The following is a 15,572-nucleotide window of genomic DNA, read 5'->3' as shown; positions in this document are numbered from 1 at the left end:
ACAGGATGACCGAAACCAATTTCTGGCTGTTCCTGGCCGCAGCATTCCTCATCGCAGCAATCCCCGGCCCCGGCATTTTCTACGTCGCGGCACGAACCCTGTCCGAGGGACGCGCAAGCGGCTTTGCCTCGACCGCGGGCACCGCGCTGGGCGGCATGGTCCATGTCGTGGCCGGCAGTCTCGGCATCTCCGCGATCATCCTGGCCAGCGCGGAACTGTTCACCGCGGTCAAATTTGTCGGCGCGCTCTATCTGGTCTGGCTCGGCATCAAGACGTTTCGCAGCGCCGGCCGTACGCTGTCGCTCGAATGCAAGGCGGTTGGCGACAAGCGCGCGTTTCGCGACGGCGTGCTGGTCGAGGCGCTGAACCCGAAGACCGCCGCGTTCTTCCTCGCCTTCATTCCGCAATTCCTCGATCCCGCGGGGGCGAACCCCACGCTGCAATTCATCATGCTGGGCGCGATCTCGGTGACGCTGAACACGCTCGCCGATGTCGTCGTGGTGCTGATGGCCTCCGCGACGCGCGCGCAACTGGTCGGACGGCCGCAGCTGATGCGGCGCCTCACGCAAGGCTCCGGCGTTTTCATCGCGGGCCTCGGCCTCTCGCTCGCGCTGGCGCGGCGGCCCGCACATGGCTAGCGCCCCGCAAGACCGCTTCTATGAATCGCACGGCCTGCGGCTGCACTATGCCGACTGGGGCAACGAGAGCGCGCCGCCGCTCATCCTGGTCCATGGCGGACGCGATCATTGCCGCAGCTGGGACGCCCTCGCGCGCTCGCTGCAACCGCATTTCCACGTGATCGCGCCCGATCTGCGCGGCCACGGCGATTCCGACTGGACCAAAGGCGGCAGCTACGCGCTGACCGAATATGTCTACGATCTGGTCCAGCTCGTCCGCACCATCGCCGCGCCTCAGATCACCCTGATCGGCCACTCGATGGGCGGCATGGTGAGCCTGATCTTTTCCGGCTCATTCCCTGAGCGGGTCACCAGGCTGGTGGTCCTCGACGGCGTGACCATGCTGCCGGATGCGCCGAAGCCGCCCGTGCACGAGCGCATCAACAAATGGGTCAGTCAGCTCGACAAGTTGCACGACCGCACGCCGCGTCGCTATGCGACCCTCGAGGACGCCGCCGCACAGATGGTGCTGCACAACAAGCGCCTCACCCGCGAGCTCGCGCTGCATCTCGCCACGCACGGCGCGCGGCAGAACGAGGACGGCACCTTTAGCTGGAAGTTCGATCCCTATCAGCGCGCCAGTGCGCCGCACCGACTCTGGGCGGATGACCACGTCGCACTGTGGTCGCGCATCGCCTGCCCGACGCTGCTGCTCAATGCCGGCGAGAGCTTTCTGGCGGGCGCTAGGGCCACTGGCCTGGAGCGCTACTTCCCGCAGGCGCGGATCGAGACCATCGCCGGCGCGGGGCACTGGCTGCAGCACGACAAGCCGCAGGAGGTGTTGGGTGAGATCCAGCGGTTTTTGGGGCTCGGCGAAGAAAGCCTCTAGCGCCACTGCCGTAGGGTGGGCAAAGCGAAGCGTGCCCACGCTCCTGTCGCCGTATCTGAAAGACGGTGGGCACGGCGCTTCGCGCCTTTGCCCACCCTACGGCACCGTCGCCGGGGACAGACCTAGCTCAACGTCCCCGCATGCACCCACCAGCCGGGGTGGTCGCGCCGGATCTTCTCGGCGGCGGCATGCGCATCGGTGGCTGCGCCATAGATCGCAAAGCACGTTGCGCCCGAGCCCGACATGCGGGCGAGCTTGACGCCGGCGGAGGAGCGCAAGGCGTCCAGGACCTCGCCGATCACGGGCTCGATCCGCAGCGCGGGCGCCTCGAGATCGTTGGCGACGGTTTCGAGAACCTCGACCCAATCGGCGATCGAGGCCCCCTCCTCCGGCCAGGCCGGCGCTTCGAGGACCGAGGTGGCGCCGACCAGGAGCTCGCCGTTGCGCAGGCCCAGCGCCTGGAACACGTCCTTGGTGGCAACCGGCACGCGCGGGTTGACCATCACGCAGGGCATGCTCGGCAAGGCGAGCGGCAGCAATTGCTCGCCGACGCCGGTCATGTCGCAGGCGCGCGAGAACAGGCACACCGGCACGTCGGCGCCGGTCGCGAGCGCAACCTGCTGCATGCGTGGATCGTCGAGCGACAGATTGTTGAGGCGCGCCAGCAGGCGCAGCGCCGCCGCGGCATCGGCCGAGCCGCCGCCGATGCCGGCGGCCACGGGCAGCACCTTGTCGAGCGCGAAAGCGCCGAGCTTCAGGCCCGGCACGGCCTCGGCCAGAAGCTTGGCCGCCTTGAAAACGAGGTTGTCGGAGGTGTCGCCGCAGGCTGCGGCCAGCGGTCCGGTGGTGGTGAGCTTCAGCTCGCCGCAGGGCTCCAGCGTGAGCCGGTCGGCGCAATCGGCGAACGCGACCACGCTTTCGAGATCATGATAGCCGTCCGCACGACGGCCGACGACGCGAAGGCTCAAATTGACCTTCGCCCGCCCTTCTTCAATCAACGCCGACATCGGCGATCAGCCCCCAAACCCACTCTTAGCCGCCCTTGCCGTCGTCCTTCTTCTTCTCCGCCTGCGCGGCCGAAGAATTCGAATTGTCCTCGGTCAAGCCGTTGGCGATCTTGGCCTCGATCTTCGGAAGGTCATCCGGCTCGGGCTTGAGATCGCGCGCATGCGACCACTGGAATTTGGCTTCCAGCGTGCGGCCGACGCGCCAATAGGCATCGCCGAGGTGATCGTTGATGGTGGGATCTTCCGGCTTGAGATCGATCGCGCGCTCGAGGTTCTTCACCGCCTCTTCGTAATTGCCGATGCGGTAGTAGGCCCAGCCGAGGGAGTCGACGATGTAGCCGTCGTCGGGACGCTGCTCGACGGCGCGCTTGATCATCTTCATGCCCTCGTCGAGGTTCACGCCCTGGTCGATCCAGGAATAGCCGAGATAGTTGAGGACATGCGGCTGGTCGGGCTGGAGCTCGAGCGCCTTCTTCATGTCGGCTTCGGCCTTGGCCCACTGCTTGGAACGCTCCTGGCAGATGCCGCGATAGTAGTACCAGACGCTGTTGGCCTTGTCGTTGCCCGGCGTCAGCACCTCGATGCCCTGCGAATAGGTCGCGCCGCAGTCGCCGAACCGCTTGCGGCCGCGCTCGATATTGCCGAGCGCCATGATGGCCTCGAGATCCTTCGCATCCTCGGTCGTGACGCCCTTGAGGATCTTGATCGCCTCGTCGGTGCGGTCGGCCGAATCGAGGTCGATGGCGAGCTGGATCTGCGCGTTGCGCTTCAGCGGCGAGGTCGCGGGCACGCGCTCATAGACCTTGATCGCCATCTGCGGCCGCTTCACCGATTCATAGAGATCGGCGAGCGAGAGCAGCGCCAAGGGATGGCTGGGCTGCAGGTAGAGCGAGAGCTGCAGATAGACCAGCGCCAGATCCTCGCCACCGCGGCGGGTCAGCGTGGCGCCGATGCCGTAGAGCGCTTCGGCGGCGCCGGCCTGCGCGGAATCGACCAGCGGCGGCAGCTTCTTGCCGGCCTTGGTGTCGCGCAAACCTTCCACGATCAGCGGATGGCGGGCGAGCTTCTTGTCGAACGCCTGATAGACGGTGGTCGCCGCGGCCGAATCCTTGTTGCGCGACAGCCAGCGCGCATAGGCCTCGGTGACGCGCAGCATGGAATCGTCGAGCTTGTAGGCGCGCTCGAAGCGCGTGCCCGCGTCCTTCTCCTTGCCGGCGAGCTCGAGGATCATGCCGGCGTGGAGATCCTTGAACAGCGGATACCATTCGGGACCTGCGAGCTTGTCGATGGTGGCGACGCCGCCCTTGGCATCGCCCGCGCCATAGGCGGCCCAGCCCGACAGCAGCGTGGCGACGAGATCGGTGATCGGGCCGCGGATCGACTGATTGATGTTACTCTGCGCGGTCGCGTACTTCTTGAACTTGAGATCATGCACGCCGACGACGAGACGCGCGACGCGGTTGGTCTTGTCGATGGTCAGGATGCGCTCGGCGAGCTTGACCGCCTCATCGATGTCGCCGTCGGCGACAGAGGAGATGAAGGCGCGGTCGAGCAGCTCGTTGTTCTTGGGATCGGTACGGAGCGCCGAGCGGTAGAAGGCGGCCGCCGAAGCCGCATCGCGTTCGACGCTGGCGTGGCGGGCGGCAAGATAGCTGCCGGCACCGGTGAGCGACTTCAGATCGTTTCGGGTCGGAAACTGCGCCGCCGTGTCGGCCGGGTGATCCGGCGTCTGCGCCAGGACCGCGCCGGGGACCGTCGCGATCGCTGTGCCCATGAGGGCGATGGCGGCAGCAGTCCAGCGGTTGAAACGATTTGAGAACATCAGGGCTCGCCTTGAGTTGGTAGTGCCTGGGTTTGCAGCAGAAGGCCGTCTCGCATGCGAACGCGGCCAGTGGCATCGGGACCCGGAACCGTCGGGCCGACAATGCCGCTTTTGGCGGTTCACCGCAAGGATTCGGACCGGGCGATCCCCTCCGCACGCCCCAAATCGGCCAACTGACCGGTCAAGACCGCCCCAAGACGCCGCTACTATGGCCTTATCGTGACCGCGACAGGTAGCCGCGGCCGGGTTCTCACGCGAACGTGCGCCAGATCACGCTTTGCGACCTGATCCGCTCCGGCTGAGCCCGCTCTTACATCGCCTCGTAGTTCGGGCCGCCGCCGCCCTCCGGCGGAACCCAGGTGATGTTGCCGTTGGGGTCCTTCACGTCGCAGGTTTTGCAGTGGACGCAGTTCTGGGCATTGATCTGGAAACGCGGGCCCGAACCTTCCTCGATCCACTCGTAGACGCCGGCCGGGCAATAGCGATTCGAGGGACCGGCGAAGACGTCGTGCTCCGAGGTCTTCTGCAGGTTCATGTCCGCAACCTTGAGATGGACCGGCTGGTCCTCCTCATGATTGGTGTTGGACAGGAATACCGAGGACAGCTTGTCGAAGGAAATCTTGCCGTCCGGCTTCGGGTAGTTCTTCGGGGCGTGCTGCTTGGCTGGATCGAGCGTGGCACGATCAGGCTTGGAATGCGACTGGGTGCCGAACAGCGAGGCGCCGAACAGCGTGTTGCACCACATGTCGAAGCCGCCGAGCGCGACGCCGAGCACGGTGCCGAACTTGGACCACAGCGGCTTGACGTTGCGGACCAGGAACAGATCCTTGCCGACCGACGAGGAGCGCCAGGCGTTTTCGTATTCGACGAGCTCGTCATTGGCGCGGTCGGCAGCGAGCGCGGCCGCAACATGCTCGGCGGCCAGCATGCCGGTACCCATCGCATTGTGCACGCCTTTGATGCGCGGCACGTTGACGAAGCCGGCCGCGCAGCCGATCAGCGCGCCGCCGGGGAAGCTGAGCTTCGGCACCGACTGGTAGCCGCCTTCCGTGATCGCACGCGCACCATAGGCGAGCCGCTTGGCGCCTTCGAAAGTGCCTCGGATCGAGGGATGGGTCTTGAAGCGCTGGAATTCGTCGAACGGCGACAGATAAGGATCGTCGTAATTGAGATGCACGACGAAGCCGACGGCGACGAGATTGTCGTCGTAATGATAGAGGAACGAACCGCCGCCGGTCTTCAGATCGAGCGGCCAGCCGAACGAATGCTGGATCAGACCCTTCTGGTGTTTTGCGGGATCGATCTGCCAGACTTCCTTGAGCCCGATGCCGAACTTCGGCGGCTCGCTCTTGGAGTCGAGCGCGAACTTGTTGATGAGCTGCTTGGTCAGGCTGCCGCGCGCGCCTTCGGCGAACAGCGTGTACTTGCCGAGCAATTCCATGCCGCGGGTGAAAGAATCCTTCGGCTGGCCGTCGCGGCCGATACCCATGTCGCCGGTGGCGATGCCCTTGACCTTGCCTCCCTCGTCGTAGAGCACCTCGGCCGCGGCAAAGCCCGGATAGATCTCGACGCCGAGCGCCTCCGCTTTCCGCGCCAGCCAGCGGCAGACATTGCCGAGCGAGCCGATATAGCAGTGATGGTTGTCCATCAGCGGCGGCATCATGAAGTTCGGCAGCTTGATCGCGCCGCCGCCGGTCATCCAGTAGAAGCGGTCGTCCTTCACCTGCGTCTTCAGCGGGCAGTCGGCATCCTCGCGCCAGTCCGGAACGAGCTTGTCGAGCCCGGCCGGGTCGATCACCGCGCCCGAAAGAATGTGCGCGCCAACCTCGGAGCCCTTCTCCACCACGACGACGTTGAGATCGGCGTTGAGCTGCTTCAGCCGGATCGCGGCCGACAGGCCCGAGGGGCCGGCGCCGACGATGACGACGTCGAATTCCATGGATTCGCGCGGGGGAAGTTCTTCGGTGCTCATCTGATCTCAGCCCTTGAGACGGTCCTTGGTCGTTTGCGCCCTCTTGTTTCCGATTTTTCCGGGTAGGACAACCTCGGAATCGCGTTCCGGCGGGATGCAAGGCCGGCCAAGGTGATATAAAAGTCAGACTTTCCCATGATCCTCGAACCCGCACCCACCGTCCGAGAGCTGCTCGCCTTCTATCTGGAGGCCGGAGTCGACTGCGCGCTGGCGGAGGAACCGATAGACCGCCTGGCGGAAATCGACACGCCGCCGCCTGCCCCGCGTACGGCGCCGGTCGAGGCGCCCCGTCCGGTTGCGGCGCCGACGGTGATGCGCGGCGAGGCCGCGCCTGCGCCCGACGTCGCCATCGCTTCGGCGCGCGAGGCCGCGCGCACCGCGCCGACGCTGGAGGCGCTGCGCGAGCTGATGCAGAATTTCGAGGGCTGCGCGCTCAAGCACACGGCGACGCGGCTGGTGTTCGCCGACGGCAATCCGCAGGCGCGCATCATGTTCGTCGGCGAGGCGCCGGGCCGCGACGAGGATATCGAGGGACTGCCCTTCGTCGGGCGCAGCGGCAAGCTGCTCGATCTCATGATCGGGGCGATCGGGCTCAACCGCACCACCGCCTACATTGCCAACGTCATTCCCTGGCGGCCGCCGGGCAACCGCACGCCGACGCCGCAGGAGACGCAAATCTGCCTGCCCTTCATCCAGCGCCAGATCGAGCTGGTGAACCCGGATGTGCTGGTGACGCTCGGCAATCCCTCGACGCAGACGCTGCTGTCGACGCGGGAAGGCATCATGCGCACCCGCGGGCGCTGGTTCGAGTACGACACCGGCCAGCGCACCATCCGGGCGCTGCCGACCTTCCACCCGGCCTATCTGCTGCGCTCGCCGTCCTACAAACGCCTGGCCTGGCAGGATCTGCGGGCAATCGCGAAGGTGCTGGCGAACTAGCGAGCTCTCGTAGGGTGGGCAAAGGCGCAAAGCGCCGTGCCCACCATAATGTCGTGGGCACGCTTCGCTTTGCCCACCCTACGATGTCTGCGTCCGGAGCAACTGCGCGCCTCACGTCCCCTTCGGCCGCACGATGGCCCAGCCGATGCGCAGCAGCTGCTGGCGGCCGGTCACCAGCCATTCGAAGGCGCGCGGCACTTCCGGCACGATGCCGGGGAAGCGCTTGAGGATTTCCGGCGGCGGGGTGCCGGCGGTGTCGGAGGCGCGCCAGACCACGACGCCGCCGGTCTCGCTGAACTTGGCCTGATTCATCCATGGCGTGCGCGCGGGGTCGGCATCGATGAAGAGATGCGGCCGGCCGGAATGCAGCGTGATCAGGCTCGCGAGCTGGGTCTCGCCGGCCACCGCACGCAGGCGATGGTTGGTGCGGCGGGCAAAGCTCTCGTCGAAGAAATCCGAGATCGCGCGCGCCGGCATCGAGGTCGCAATCTCGTTGGCACCGGTCCAGGGCAGGAACAGCACGGCAAGCACCACGCCGGCGGCGGGCGCGACGACGGCGGCAGCCCATACCATGCGCAGCATCCGCGCACGGCGCATCGCGATGAGGTCGCCGGCGGCGACGACCACGGCAAGACCCGACATGACCAGCACGGCACCGGCGCCACCGACGACGGAATCGAGGCCGAGCACGGCCGAGATCAGCACCGCGCCGAGCGCCGGCGCCAGCGCGAAGAAATAGACGAAGTTGCGCGCGAACGGCTCAACCGGCGGGCGGTAGATGATCGGCGCCTCCTCGCCCTTGGCGACGAACAGGCGGGTGTTGAGGAAGGTCAGCGCCGGGATCGCGGCAGCGCCGAGCACGAGCCCGCCGAGCAGCCAGGCCGCGTGGATCGCACGGGTGCTCAGTTCGGCCACCTGCGGCAGGGCCGGCAGCACCAGCGTCTCGGCCCGCATCAGCCAGACGGCATAGGGCAGCGCCAGCACGGCGACGACGATCAGTGCGAATAGCGGATCGAGCGCGAGCAGCGTGCGGCGGCCGCCGGCGGTCGCGAGCGCAAAGATAACGAGCAAGGCGAGAAGGAAGACCGCGGCGGGCGTCGTCAGCAGCAGCAGGCCGGCCTCGATCGACCAGGCGAACCAGGCATTGCCGCGGCGCTGGCCGATGATCTGCCAGGAGTGCAGCAGCAGCAGCGCCCAGAGGGGACGGGCCAGCACGAGCGGGCCGAAATCAAGCGCGGGCGAGGAGAAGGCCAGCACCGTCATGGTCAGGAGCACGGCAAGCACCGCTTGCTGAGATCCGACCACGGCGCGCGAGAGATGATAGAGCGCGATGAAGGTCGTGATCTCGCAGAGCTGGGCGAGGACATAGACGCCGAACATGTGGCCGCCGGCAAGCCGATAGGCGATGTCGGCGAGCCAGACCGGCAAGGGCGGGCCGAGATCGGTGCCGACCTGGTATTCCCTGCCGAAGGCCAGCAGGGTCGCGAGCGTGCCGGGCGGGCTGCGATAAAACACCAGCGCCACGAACAGCCACATCAAAGCCTGCAGCAGCACGGCGATCCAAACGATCAGCCGCGGCCGGGCGCGAATGAGCTCGATGACCAGGGAGGTAAACCGCATGCAACGTCCGAAAGATGCAGCCAACCCGTCCAGCCGGCCCTATTCGCTCGCATCTGTTTTGATAAAGGGCGTCGCGCGTCGTGGCAACTTCGGTCTGCTCCCTCTCCCGGTTCTTACGGGGAGAGGCGAAGAGCGCCGCAGTGACAGATGAATGCTTAAAGGCCCGGCGACGCGTCGATCTCGACGCCCGCTTCCAGCTGCACCTCCACGTCGGTAACCGAGAACAGGTCCTGCACCGGCTCGACGGTCCAGGGCATGTGCTTGGCGCGGGCGGCGGCGACGGGGGCGAAGAAGCTGCGGTGATGGACGGTGGGGCCGAGGCGGTCGAGCGCGTCGAGGTGCTCGGGGACGGCGTAGCCCTTGTGCTGCTCGAAACCGTAGCCGGGGCAGTCCTGCGCCAGCGCGCACATCAGGCGGTCGCGTGTCACCTTGGCGACGATCGAGGCCGCCGCGATCGACAGCACGATGCCGTCGCCGCCGATCACGGCCTCGCAGTCGCAAGCCGTATCGAGCCTGTCGCGACCGTCGACGAAGACATGTTGCGGTGGCTGCGGCAATGCCACCACGGCGCGCTTCAAGGCCCACAGCGAGGCGCGCAGGATGTTGTCGCGATCGATTCGCGCCGGGGAAGCGACGGCGACCGAAACCTGGGCGGTGGCGCAGATCTTGTCGAACAGTCTTTCGCGCTCCTCGGCGGTCAGGCGCTTGGAATCGTCGATGCCGCGCGGAATGCGGTCGGGATCGAGAATCACCGCGGCCGCTACCACGGGGCCGGCCAGCGGGCCGCGGCCAGCCTCGTCGCAGCCCGCGACCGGCCAGACGCCGCGCTTGATCAACGCGCGCTCGCGGCGGAAGCTCGGCGGCGCAATCGCGATGACGCCTTTCTTGCCGGCGGGGGCTTTGGCGGCCTTGGCAGGCGCTGCCTGCTTCGCAGCATCCTCTTTTGGCGCACCCTTGGCCGGCTTCCTGGCGGACTTGTCCCGAATCATGGCCGGGATCGTGCGCAAGCAACCCAGCCGGCGCAACCGGGAACCCCGGATAATTCCCGTTATTCAGATCGGCCGCCCTACTCCGCCAGATGCACCCGCCGGTCCTCGCCGACCTCGATGCCGGGCGCGACCACGGCCTCCCAGACATGGCCGTCGGGATCGGCAAAATAGCCGCAATAGCCGCCGTAATCGGTCTCGCACCCGGCCTTCAGCAGCCTTGCTCCCTTGCTGACGGCGAACGCCAGGACAGTATCGACCTCATCGCGCGTGCGGCAGTTCCAGGCGAGCGTGGTGCCGCGGAACGCCGCCGGCCTCGGCTCATCAGGCAGGGACGCATCCGCCGCGAGCTGGTCCCAGGGAAACAGCGCGAGCACCGAACCGCCGGTGTCGTAGAACGCGACCGCCTCGCCGGTCGCCTTCAGCCGGCGCGAAAAGCCGAGGGCATCATAGAACGCGATGCTGGCGCGGATGTCGCTGACGCCGAGCGTGATGACGGTCAGCCGCGGCATCGGGGCCGTGAGTTCCTTGCTCATGCGACGCCTCTTCCACTTTCCCGATCAGAACTGCCCGGTCAGAACAGGCTGAGCTGATCGCCGTTCCGCTTCGGCCGCGCAAAGTGATCCGTGGTCAGCTTGGAGCGGCGCTTGTTGAGCCCCAGCCTGTCGCAGGCGATCTCGAATCTGCGGCCGATGGTCCAGGCCATCGGTCCCGTGCCCTTCATCCGCTCGCCCCATTTCGCGTCGTAGTCGCGGCCGCCGCGCATGTCGCGGATCAGCGTGAAGACGTGGCGGTAGCGGTCCGGATAGTTCGCCATCAGCCATTCGCGGAAGAGATCGCGCACCTCCAGCGGCAGCCGCAGCAGCACGTAGGAGGCCTCCTTGACACCGGCATGGGCGGCAGCATCGAGGATGCGCTCGATCTCGGAATCGTTCAGCGCGGGGATCACCGGCGCGACCATCACGGTGGTGGGAATGCCGGCCTCCGAGAGCTGCTTCAGTGCCTCCAGCCGCTTCGGCGGCGTCGAGGCGCGCGGCTCCATGGTGCGCGCCAGCTTCGGATCGAGCGAGGTCACGGAGATCGCGACCTTGGCGAGGTTGCGCTTGGCCATCCGCGCGAGAATGTCGATGTCGCGCACCACCAGCGCCGATTTGGTGACGATGCCGACGGGATGCCCGGCGCGCTCCAGCACCTCCAAAATGCGGCGCATGATTTTGCGCTCGCGCTCGATCGGCTGATAGGGATCGGTGTTGGTGCCGATCGCGATCATCCGCGGCTCGTAGCCGGGGGCGGCGAGCTCCTTTTCTAATAGCGAAGGCGCCTCGGGCTTCACGAACAGTTTCGACTCGAAGTCGAGCCCCGGCGACAGGCCGAGATAGGCGTGGGTCGGCCGCGCGAAACAATAGACGCAGCCATGCTCGCAGCCGCGATAGGGATTGATCGATCGGTCGAAGCCGATGTCGGGAGAGTCGTTGCGGGTGATCACCTTGCGCGAGGTGTCGACCGCCACCGTCGTCTTGAACGGCGGCAAATCCTCGAGGCTCTGCCAGCCGTCGTCGAAGGCGACTCGCGCCTCGGCCTCATAGCGGCCACTGGCATTGGACTGGGCGCCCCGCCCTCGCCTGCGCTGGCGGTCGATGGCGACCGCCAATTCAGGAAAATCAGAGTCCGCACCCGCCGGCTCGGAGGGCGCCTTGACCGGCGGGTGCTTGAGAGCATGAGAGGATGCTGCTGGACTCATGAAGCCAAGATAGCATGCAAAAGGAACAAATCAAGAACACAAACAAAAAACTCGAAAACAACCCCATGCACAGTAGCGCTGCCCAAACTTCGCGCGCCCGCCTTTGACCTCTCGCAACACCGGCGTCGCAGTCATCCCGTTTCATGACCGACGGATCGATCACGCCGGAACCGGGTTGATGACGATCGCTGTGTGAAGGTCGGCAGGAACATGACAATCCAACAAAAAACGGCCGCCGCGAGCGGCGACCTCGATCTCCTCGATCGCTACTGGCGCGCTGCCAACTACCTCTCGGTCGGGCAGATCTACCTGCTCGACAACCCGCTGCTGCGCGAGCCCTTGCGACCCGAGCACATCAAGCCGCGTTTGCTCGGACATTGGGGCACGACACCCGGCTTGAACTTCATCTACGCGCATCTCAACCGCGTCATCCGCGCGCTGGATGTCAGCGTGCTCTATGTCTGCGGCCCCGGCCATGGCGGGCCGGGCATGGTCGCCAACACCCACCTCGAGGGCAGCTATAGCGAGATCTATCCTGACATCGCCCGCAATGCGGACGGATTGCGCAAGCTGTTCAGGCAGTTCTCCTTCCCCGGCGGCATTCCGAGCCACGCTGCGCCCGAGACGCCGGGCTCGATCCACGAGGGCGGCGAGCTCGGCTATGCACTGGTGCACGCCTATGGCGCGGCGTTCGACAACCCTGATCTGATCGTCGCCTGCGTCGTCGGCGACGGTGAAGCCGAGACCGGTCCGCTCGCGGCGTCCTGGCACTCCAACAAATTCCTGAGCCCGGCCCATGACGGCGCGGTGCTGCCGATCCTACATCTCAACGGCTACAAGATCGCGGGCCCGACCGTGCTCGGACGGATGCCTGACAGCGAGATCCGCGATCTCTTCCGCGGCCTCGGCCACGAGCCGCTGTTCGTCGAGGGTGACGATCCCAAGTTGATGCACCAGACCATGGCGGACGCGCTCGACGTCGCATTCGCCAGCATCCGCTCGATCCAGCAACACGCCCGCGACGGGCGCAAGACGGTCGAGCGGCCGCGCTGGCCGATGATCGTGCTGCGCAGCCCGAAGGGCTGGACCGGACCGAAGGAGGTCGACGGCAAGAAGGTCGAAGATTTCTGGCGCGCGCATCAGGTGCCGGTTGCAAGCTGCCGCGAGAACCCGGCGCATCTGAAGATCCTCGAAGACTGGATGCGCAGCTACGAGCCGGAAAAACTGTTCGACGCGAGCGGCGCGCTCATTCCCGAGTTGCAGGCGCTCGCCCCTGAAGGCAGCCGCCGCATGGGCGCCAATCCGCATGCCAATGGCGGTTTGCTCAAGAAGGAGCTGAAGCTGCCGGACTTCCGCAGCTTCGCCGTGGACGTGCCGCAGCCTGGCGGCGTTACGGGCGAAGCGACGCGCGAGCTCGGCAAATTCCTGCGCGACGTCATCCGCCTGAACGCGCAAGAGCGCAACTTCCGCATCATGGGTCCGGATGAGACCGCGTCAAACCGGCTCGACGCCGTGTTCGAGACGACCGAACGCGTCTGGATGGAGCCGACCGAACCGTACGACGTGCATCTCGCCCAGGACGGCCGCGTGATGGAGGTTTTGAGCGAGCATCTCTGCCAGGGCTGGCTCGAAGGCTACCTGCTCACCGGACGCCACGGCTTCTTCTCCTGCTACGAAGCCTTCATCCACATCGTGGATTCCATGTTCAACCAGCACGCCAAATGGCTGAAGGTCACGCGGCATCTGCCGTGGCGGCGGCCGATCGCCTCGCTGAACTATCTGTTGACCTCGCATGTCTGGCGCCAGGATCACAACGGCTTCAGCCACCAGGATCCCGGCTTCGTCGATCTCGTCGCCAACAAGAAGGCCGACATCGTCCGCATCTACTTCCCGCCGGATGCCAACACGCTGCTGTGGATCGCCGACCACTGCCTGCGCACCTACAATCGCATCAACGTGATCGTCGCCGGCAAGCAGCCGGCGCCGCAATGGCTGTCGATGCAGGAGGCCGCGACGCATTGCGATGCCGGCATCGGCATCTGGACCTGGGCCGGCAACGAAGACACGAACGCCGAGCCCGACGTGGTGATGGCCTGCGCCGGCGACGTGCCGACGCTGGAGACCCTCGCCGCCGTCGATCTCCTGCGCAAGGCGCTGCCCGATCTGAATATCCGCGTCGTCAACGTCGTCGACCTCATGACGCTGCAGCCGAGGGAGCAGCATCCGCACGGCCTGTCCGACCGCGACTTCGACAGCCTGTTCACGCGCGACAAGCCCGTCATCTTCGCCTATCACGGCTATCCCTATCTGATCCACCGGCTGACCTATAACCGCACCAACCATGCCGGCCTGCATGTGCGCGGCTTTGCCGAGGAAGGCACCACGACGACGCCGTTCGACATGGTCGTGCTCAACGAGCTCGACCGCTACCACCTCGCGATCGAGGCGATCGAACGCGTGCCTGATCTGGCGACCAGGGCCGCGCGGGTGAAGCAGCAATTCCGCGACAAGCTGATTGAACACTCCCGTTATGTGCGCGAGCACGGCGAGGACATGCCCGAGGTCCGCGACTGGGTCTGGCCGGGCAAGACGGGGTGACCTCATGCCGGCACCGGAAGCGGTTCTGGTCCTCAATTCGGGATCGTCGAGCATCAAGTTCGGCCTGTTCGAAATTGCGGCTTCCGACCCCATCCTGCTGTGCAAGGGCCAGCTCGACGAGCACGAGGACAAGCCGCGGCTCGTCGTGAAGAGCACTGCGGGCGAGGACCTGTTCGAGACGCGGAGAGACGCCGCGGATGCCGACGGCGGTCATCTCTTCACCGACGTGCTCGCCTTCATCGAGGATCGGTTCGGTCAGGGCTGCTTGCGCGCGGTCGGTCACCGCATCGTTCATGGCGGTCCGGATCATTCGGGTCCCGTCGCGTTGACGGACGAGGTCACAGCGAAGCTGGAGGCGCTGACGCCGCTGGCACCGCTGCACCAGCCGCGCTGCCTCGCGCCGGTCCGCACCATCTCGGCGATCCGGCCCGCGCTGACCCAGATCGCCTGCTTCGACACCGCCTTCCACCACGGCCTCGCGCCGCCGGCGAGCCGTTTCGCCATTCCCGGGCGCTTCGAGACGCGCGGCGTCAGGCGCTACGGCTTCCACGGCCTGTCCTTCGAATATGTCGCGCGCCGCCTTGCCGAGATCGCGCCGGAGCTTGCGGCCAAACGCACCGTCATCGCACATCTCGGTAACGGGGCAAGCCTGTGTGCTCTGCGCGACGGAAGCAGCGTGGACACCACGATGGGGCTGACGCCGCTCGATGGCCTCGTGATGGGCACGCGTTGTGGCACGATCGATCCCGGCGTGCTGCTCTATCTGCAACAGCACGAGAGGATGTCGGTCGAGGAGGTCCAGCACCTGCTCTATCACCAGTCCGGCCTGCTCGGCGTCTCCGGCCTCTCCGCGGACATGCGCACGCTGCTCGCGAGCCGCGAGCCAGCGGCGCGAGAGGCGGTCGATCTCTTCACCTTCCGCGCGGCGCAGGCGATCGCGATGATGGCGACCACGCTCGGCGGGCTCGACTGCCTCGTCTTCACCGGCGGCATCGGCGAGCATGCCGGCGAGATCCGCGGCGCGATCGGCGAGCGTCTCGCCTGGCTCGGCGTGTGCATCGATGCGGCTGCGAATGCCGCAGCGCGCGAGCGGATCAACGATGGCGACAGTGCTCTCGAAGTGCTCGTGATCCCAACGAACGAAGAGCTAACGATCGCGCGGCATTGTGCAAGCGTGCTGCGAGCGATGGGAGCTCAAGCCGACAAGACAGTATCGTAGGGTGGGCAAAGCGAAGCGTGCCCACCAAGCAGAAATGGTGGGCACGGCGCTTTGCGCCTTTGCCCACCCTACGATTCCGGACTCGCGGAGACAGACCGCTCACCCCGGTGAGCCCACGTCCACCAGCGCTGCTGCCCTCTCCCGCATCCGCCTTCGTCAAGG

The 15,572-nt window shown here is 66.3% G+C and carries 12 protein-coding genes; 5 read left to right on the top strand and 7 right to left on the bottom strand.

Annotated elements, in window-relative coordinates; genetic code table 11:
* Positions 1-5: 5 nt before the first annotated feature.
* Together JQ603_RS36130 and JQ603_RS36125 are read left to right on the top strand one after the other, a co-directional pair.
* The gene (locus JQ603_RS36130) at positions 6-638 is read left to right on the top strand and encodes a LysE family translocator (RefSeq protein WP_212347787.1); all 633 of its coding nucleotides are present in this window, start codon (positions 6-8) and stop codon (positions 636-638) included.
* Entirely contained in the window at positions 631-1,506 is an 876-nt protein-coding gene (locus tag JQ603_RS36125) for an alpha/beta fold hydrolase (RefSeq protein ID WP_212347784.1), read from the top strand. The genes JQ603_RS36130 and JQ603_RS36125 overlap by 8 nt, the downstream gene beginning before the upstream one ends.
* Positions 1,507-1,628: 122 nt before the next feature.
* Here JQ603_RS36125 and JQ603_RS36120 read toward each other — a convergent pair whose 3' ends face one another.
* The 3 genes from JQ603_RS36120 to JQ603_RS36110 form a co-directional block, all read right to left on the bottom strand.
* Positions 1,629-2,513, bottom strand: coding sequence for a 4-(cytidine 5'-diphospho)-2-C-methyl-D-erythritol kinase (locus JQ603_RS36120; protein ID WP_212347782.1), 885 nt, complete (start codon positions 2,511-2,513; stop codon positions 1,629-1,631).
* 25 nt (positions 2,514-2,538) lie between these two features.
* Entirely contained in the window at positions 2,539-4,335 is a 1,797-nt protein-coding gene (locus JQ603_RS36115) for a tetratricopeptide repeat protein (protein WP_212347779.1), read from the bottom strand.
* Between the two features lie 310 nt (positions 4,336-4,645).
* Positions 4,646-6,307 carry an electron transfer flavoprotein-ubiquinone oxidoreductase gene (locus JQ603_RS36110; protein WP_212347776.1) on the bottom strand — a complete coding sequence of 554 codons (1,662 nt, stop codon included), beginning with the start codon at positions 6,305-6,307 and terminating at the stop codon, positions 4,646-4,648.
* 135 nt (positions 6,308-6,442) lie between these two features.
* On the opposite strand from JQ603_RS36110, the gene JQ603_RS36105 reads away from it, so the two are divergent.
* The gene (locus tag JQ603_RS36105) at positions 6,443-7,246 is read left to right on the top strand and encodes a uracil-DNA glycosylase (protein ID WP_212347773.1); all 804 of its coding nucleotides are present in this window, start codon (positions 6,443-6,445) and stop codon (positions 7,244-7,246) included.
* A gap of 111 nt (positions 7,247-7,357) precedes the next feature.
* On the opposite strand, the gene JQ603_RS36100 is transcribed toward JQ603_RS36105, so the two are convergent.
* From JQ603_RS36100 to JQ603_RS36085, 4 genes are all read right to left on the bottom strand, one after another.
* A complete protein-coding gene (locus JQ603_RS36100) occupies positions 7,358-8,866 on the bottom strand; it encodes a glycosyltransferase family 39 protein (protein ID WP_212347770.1) in 1,509 nt (502 codons plus the stop codon).
* A 155-nt stretch (positions 8,867-9,021) separates the two neighbouring features.
* The gene (locus tag JQ603_RS36095; protein WP_212347767.1) at positions 9,022-9,855 is read right to left on the bottom strand and encodes a ribonuclease HII; all 834 of its coding nucleotides are present in this window, start codon (positions 9,853-9,855) and stop codon (positions 9,022-9,024) included.
* Between the two features lie 77 nt (positions 9,856-9,932).
* A complete protein-coding gene (locus JQ603_RS36090) occupies positions 9,933-10,388 on the bottom strand; it encodes a VOC family protein (protein WP_212347765.1) in 456 nt (151 codons plus the stop codon).
* 38 nt (positions 10,389-10,426) lie between these two features.
* Entirely contained in the window at positions 10,427-11,593 is a 1,167-nt protein-coding gene (locus JQ603_RS36085; RefSeq protein WP_212347762.1) for a PA0069 family radical SAM protein, read from the bottom strand.
* Between the two features lie 210 nt (positions 11,594-11,803).
* Between JQ603_RS36085 and JQ603_RS36080 the strand changes: the two genes are divergently transcribed.
* The gene (locus JQ603_RS36080; RefSeq protein WP_212347759.1) at positions 11,804-14,191 is read left to right on the top strand and encodes a phosphoketolase family protein; all 2,388 of its coding nucleotides are present in this window, start codon (positions 11,804-11,806) and stop codon (positions 14,189-14,191) included.
* 4 nt (positions 14,192-14,195) lie between these two features.
* Positions 14,196-15,410, top strand: coding sequence for an acetate/propionate family kinase (locus JQ603_RS36075; RefSeq protein WP_212347756.1), 1,215 nt, complete (start codon positions 14,196-14,198; stop codon positions 15,408-15,410).
* Positions 15,411-15,572 lie beyond the last annotated feature (162 nt).

The sequence above is a fragment of the Bradyrhizobium liaoningense genome (genome assembly GCF_018130825.1).
Classification (GTDB): domain Bacteria; phylum Pseudomonadota; class Alphaproteobacteria; order Rhizobiales; family Xanthobacteraceae; genus Bradyrhizobium; species Bradyrhizobium liaoningense_B.
Note: the sequence above shows the minus strand (reverse complement) of the source record. Positions and strands in the feature narration are given on the sequence as shown.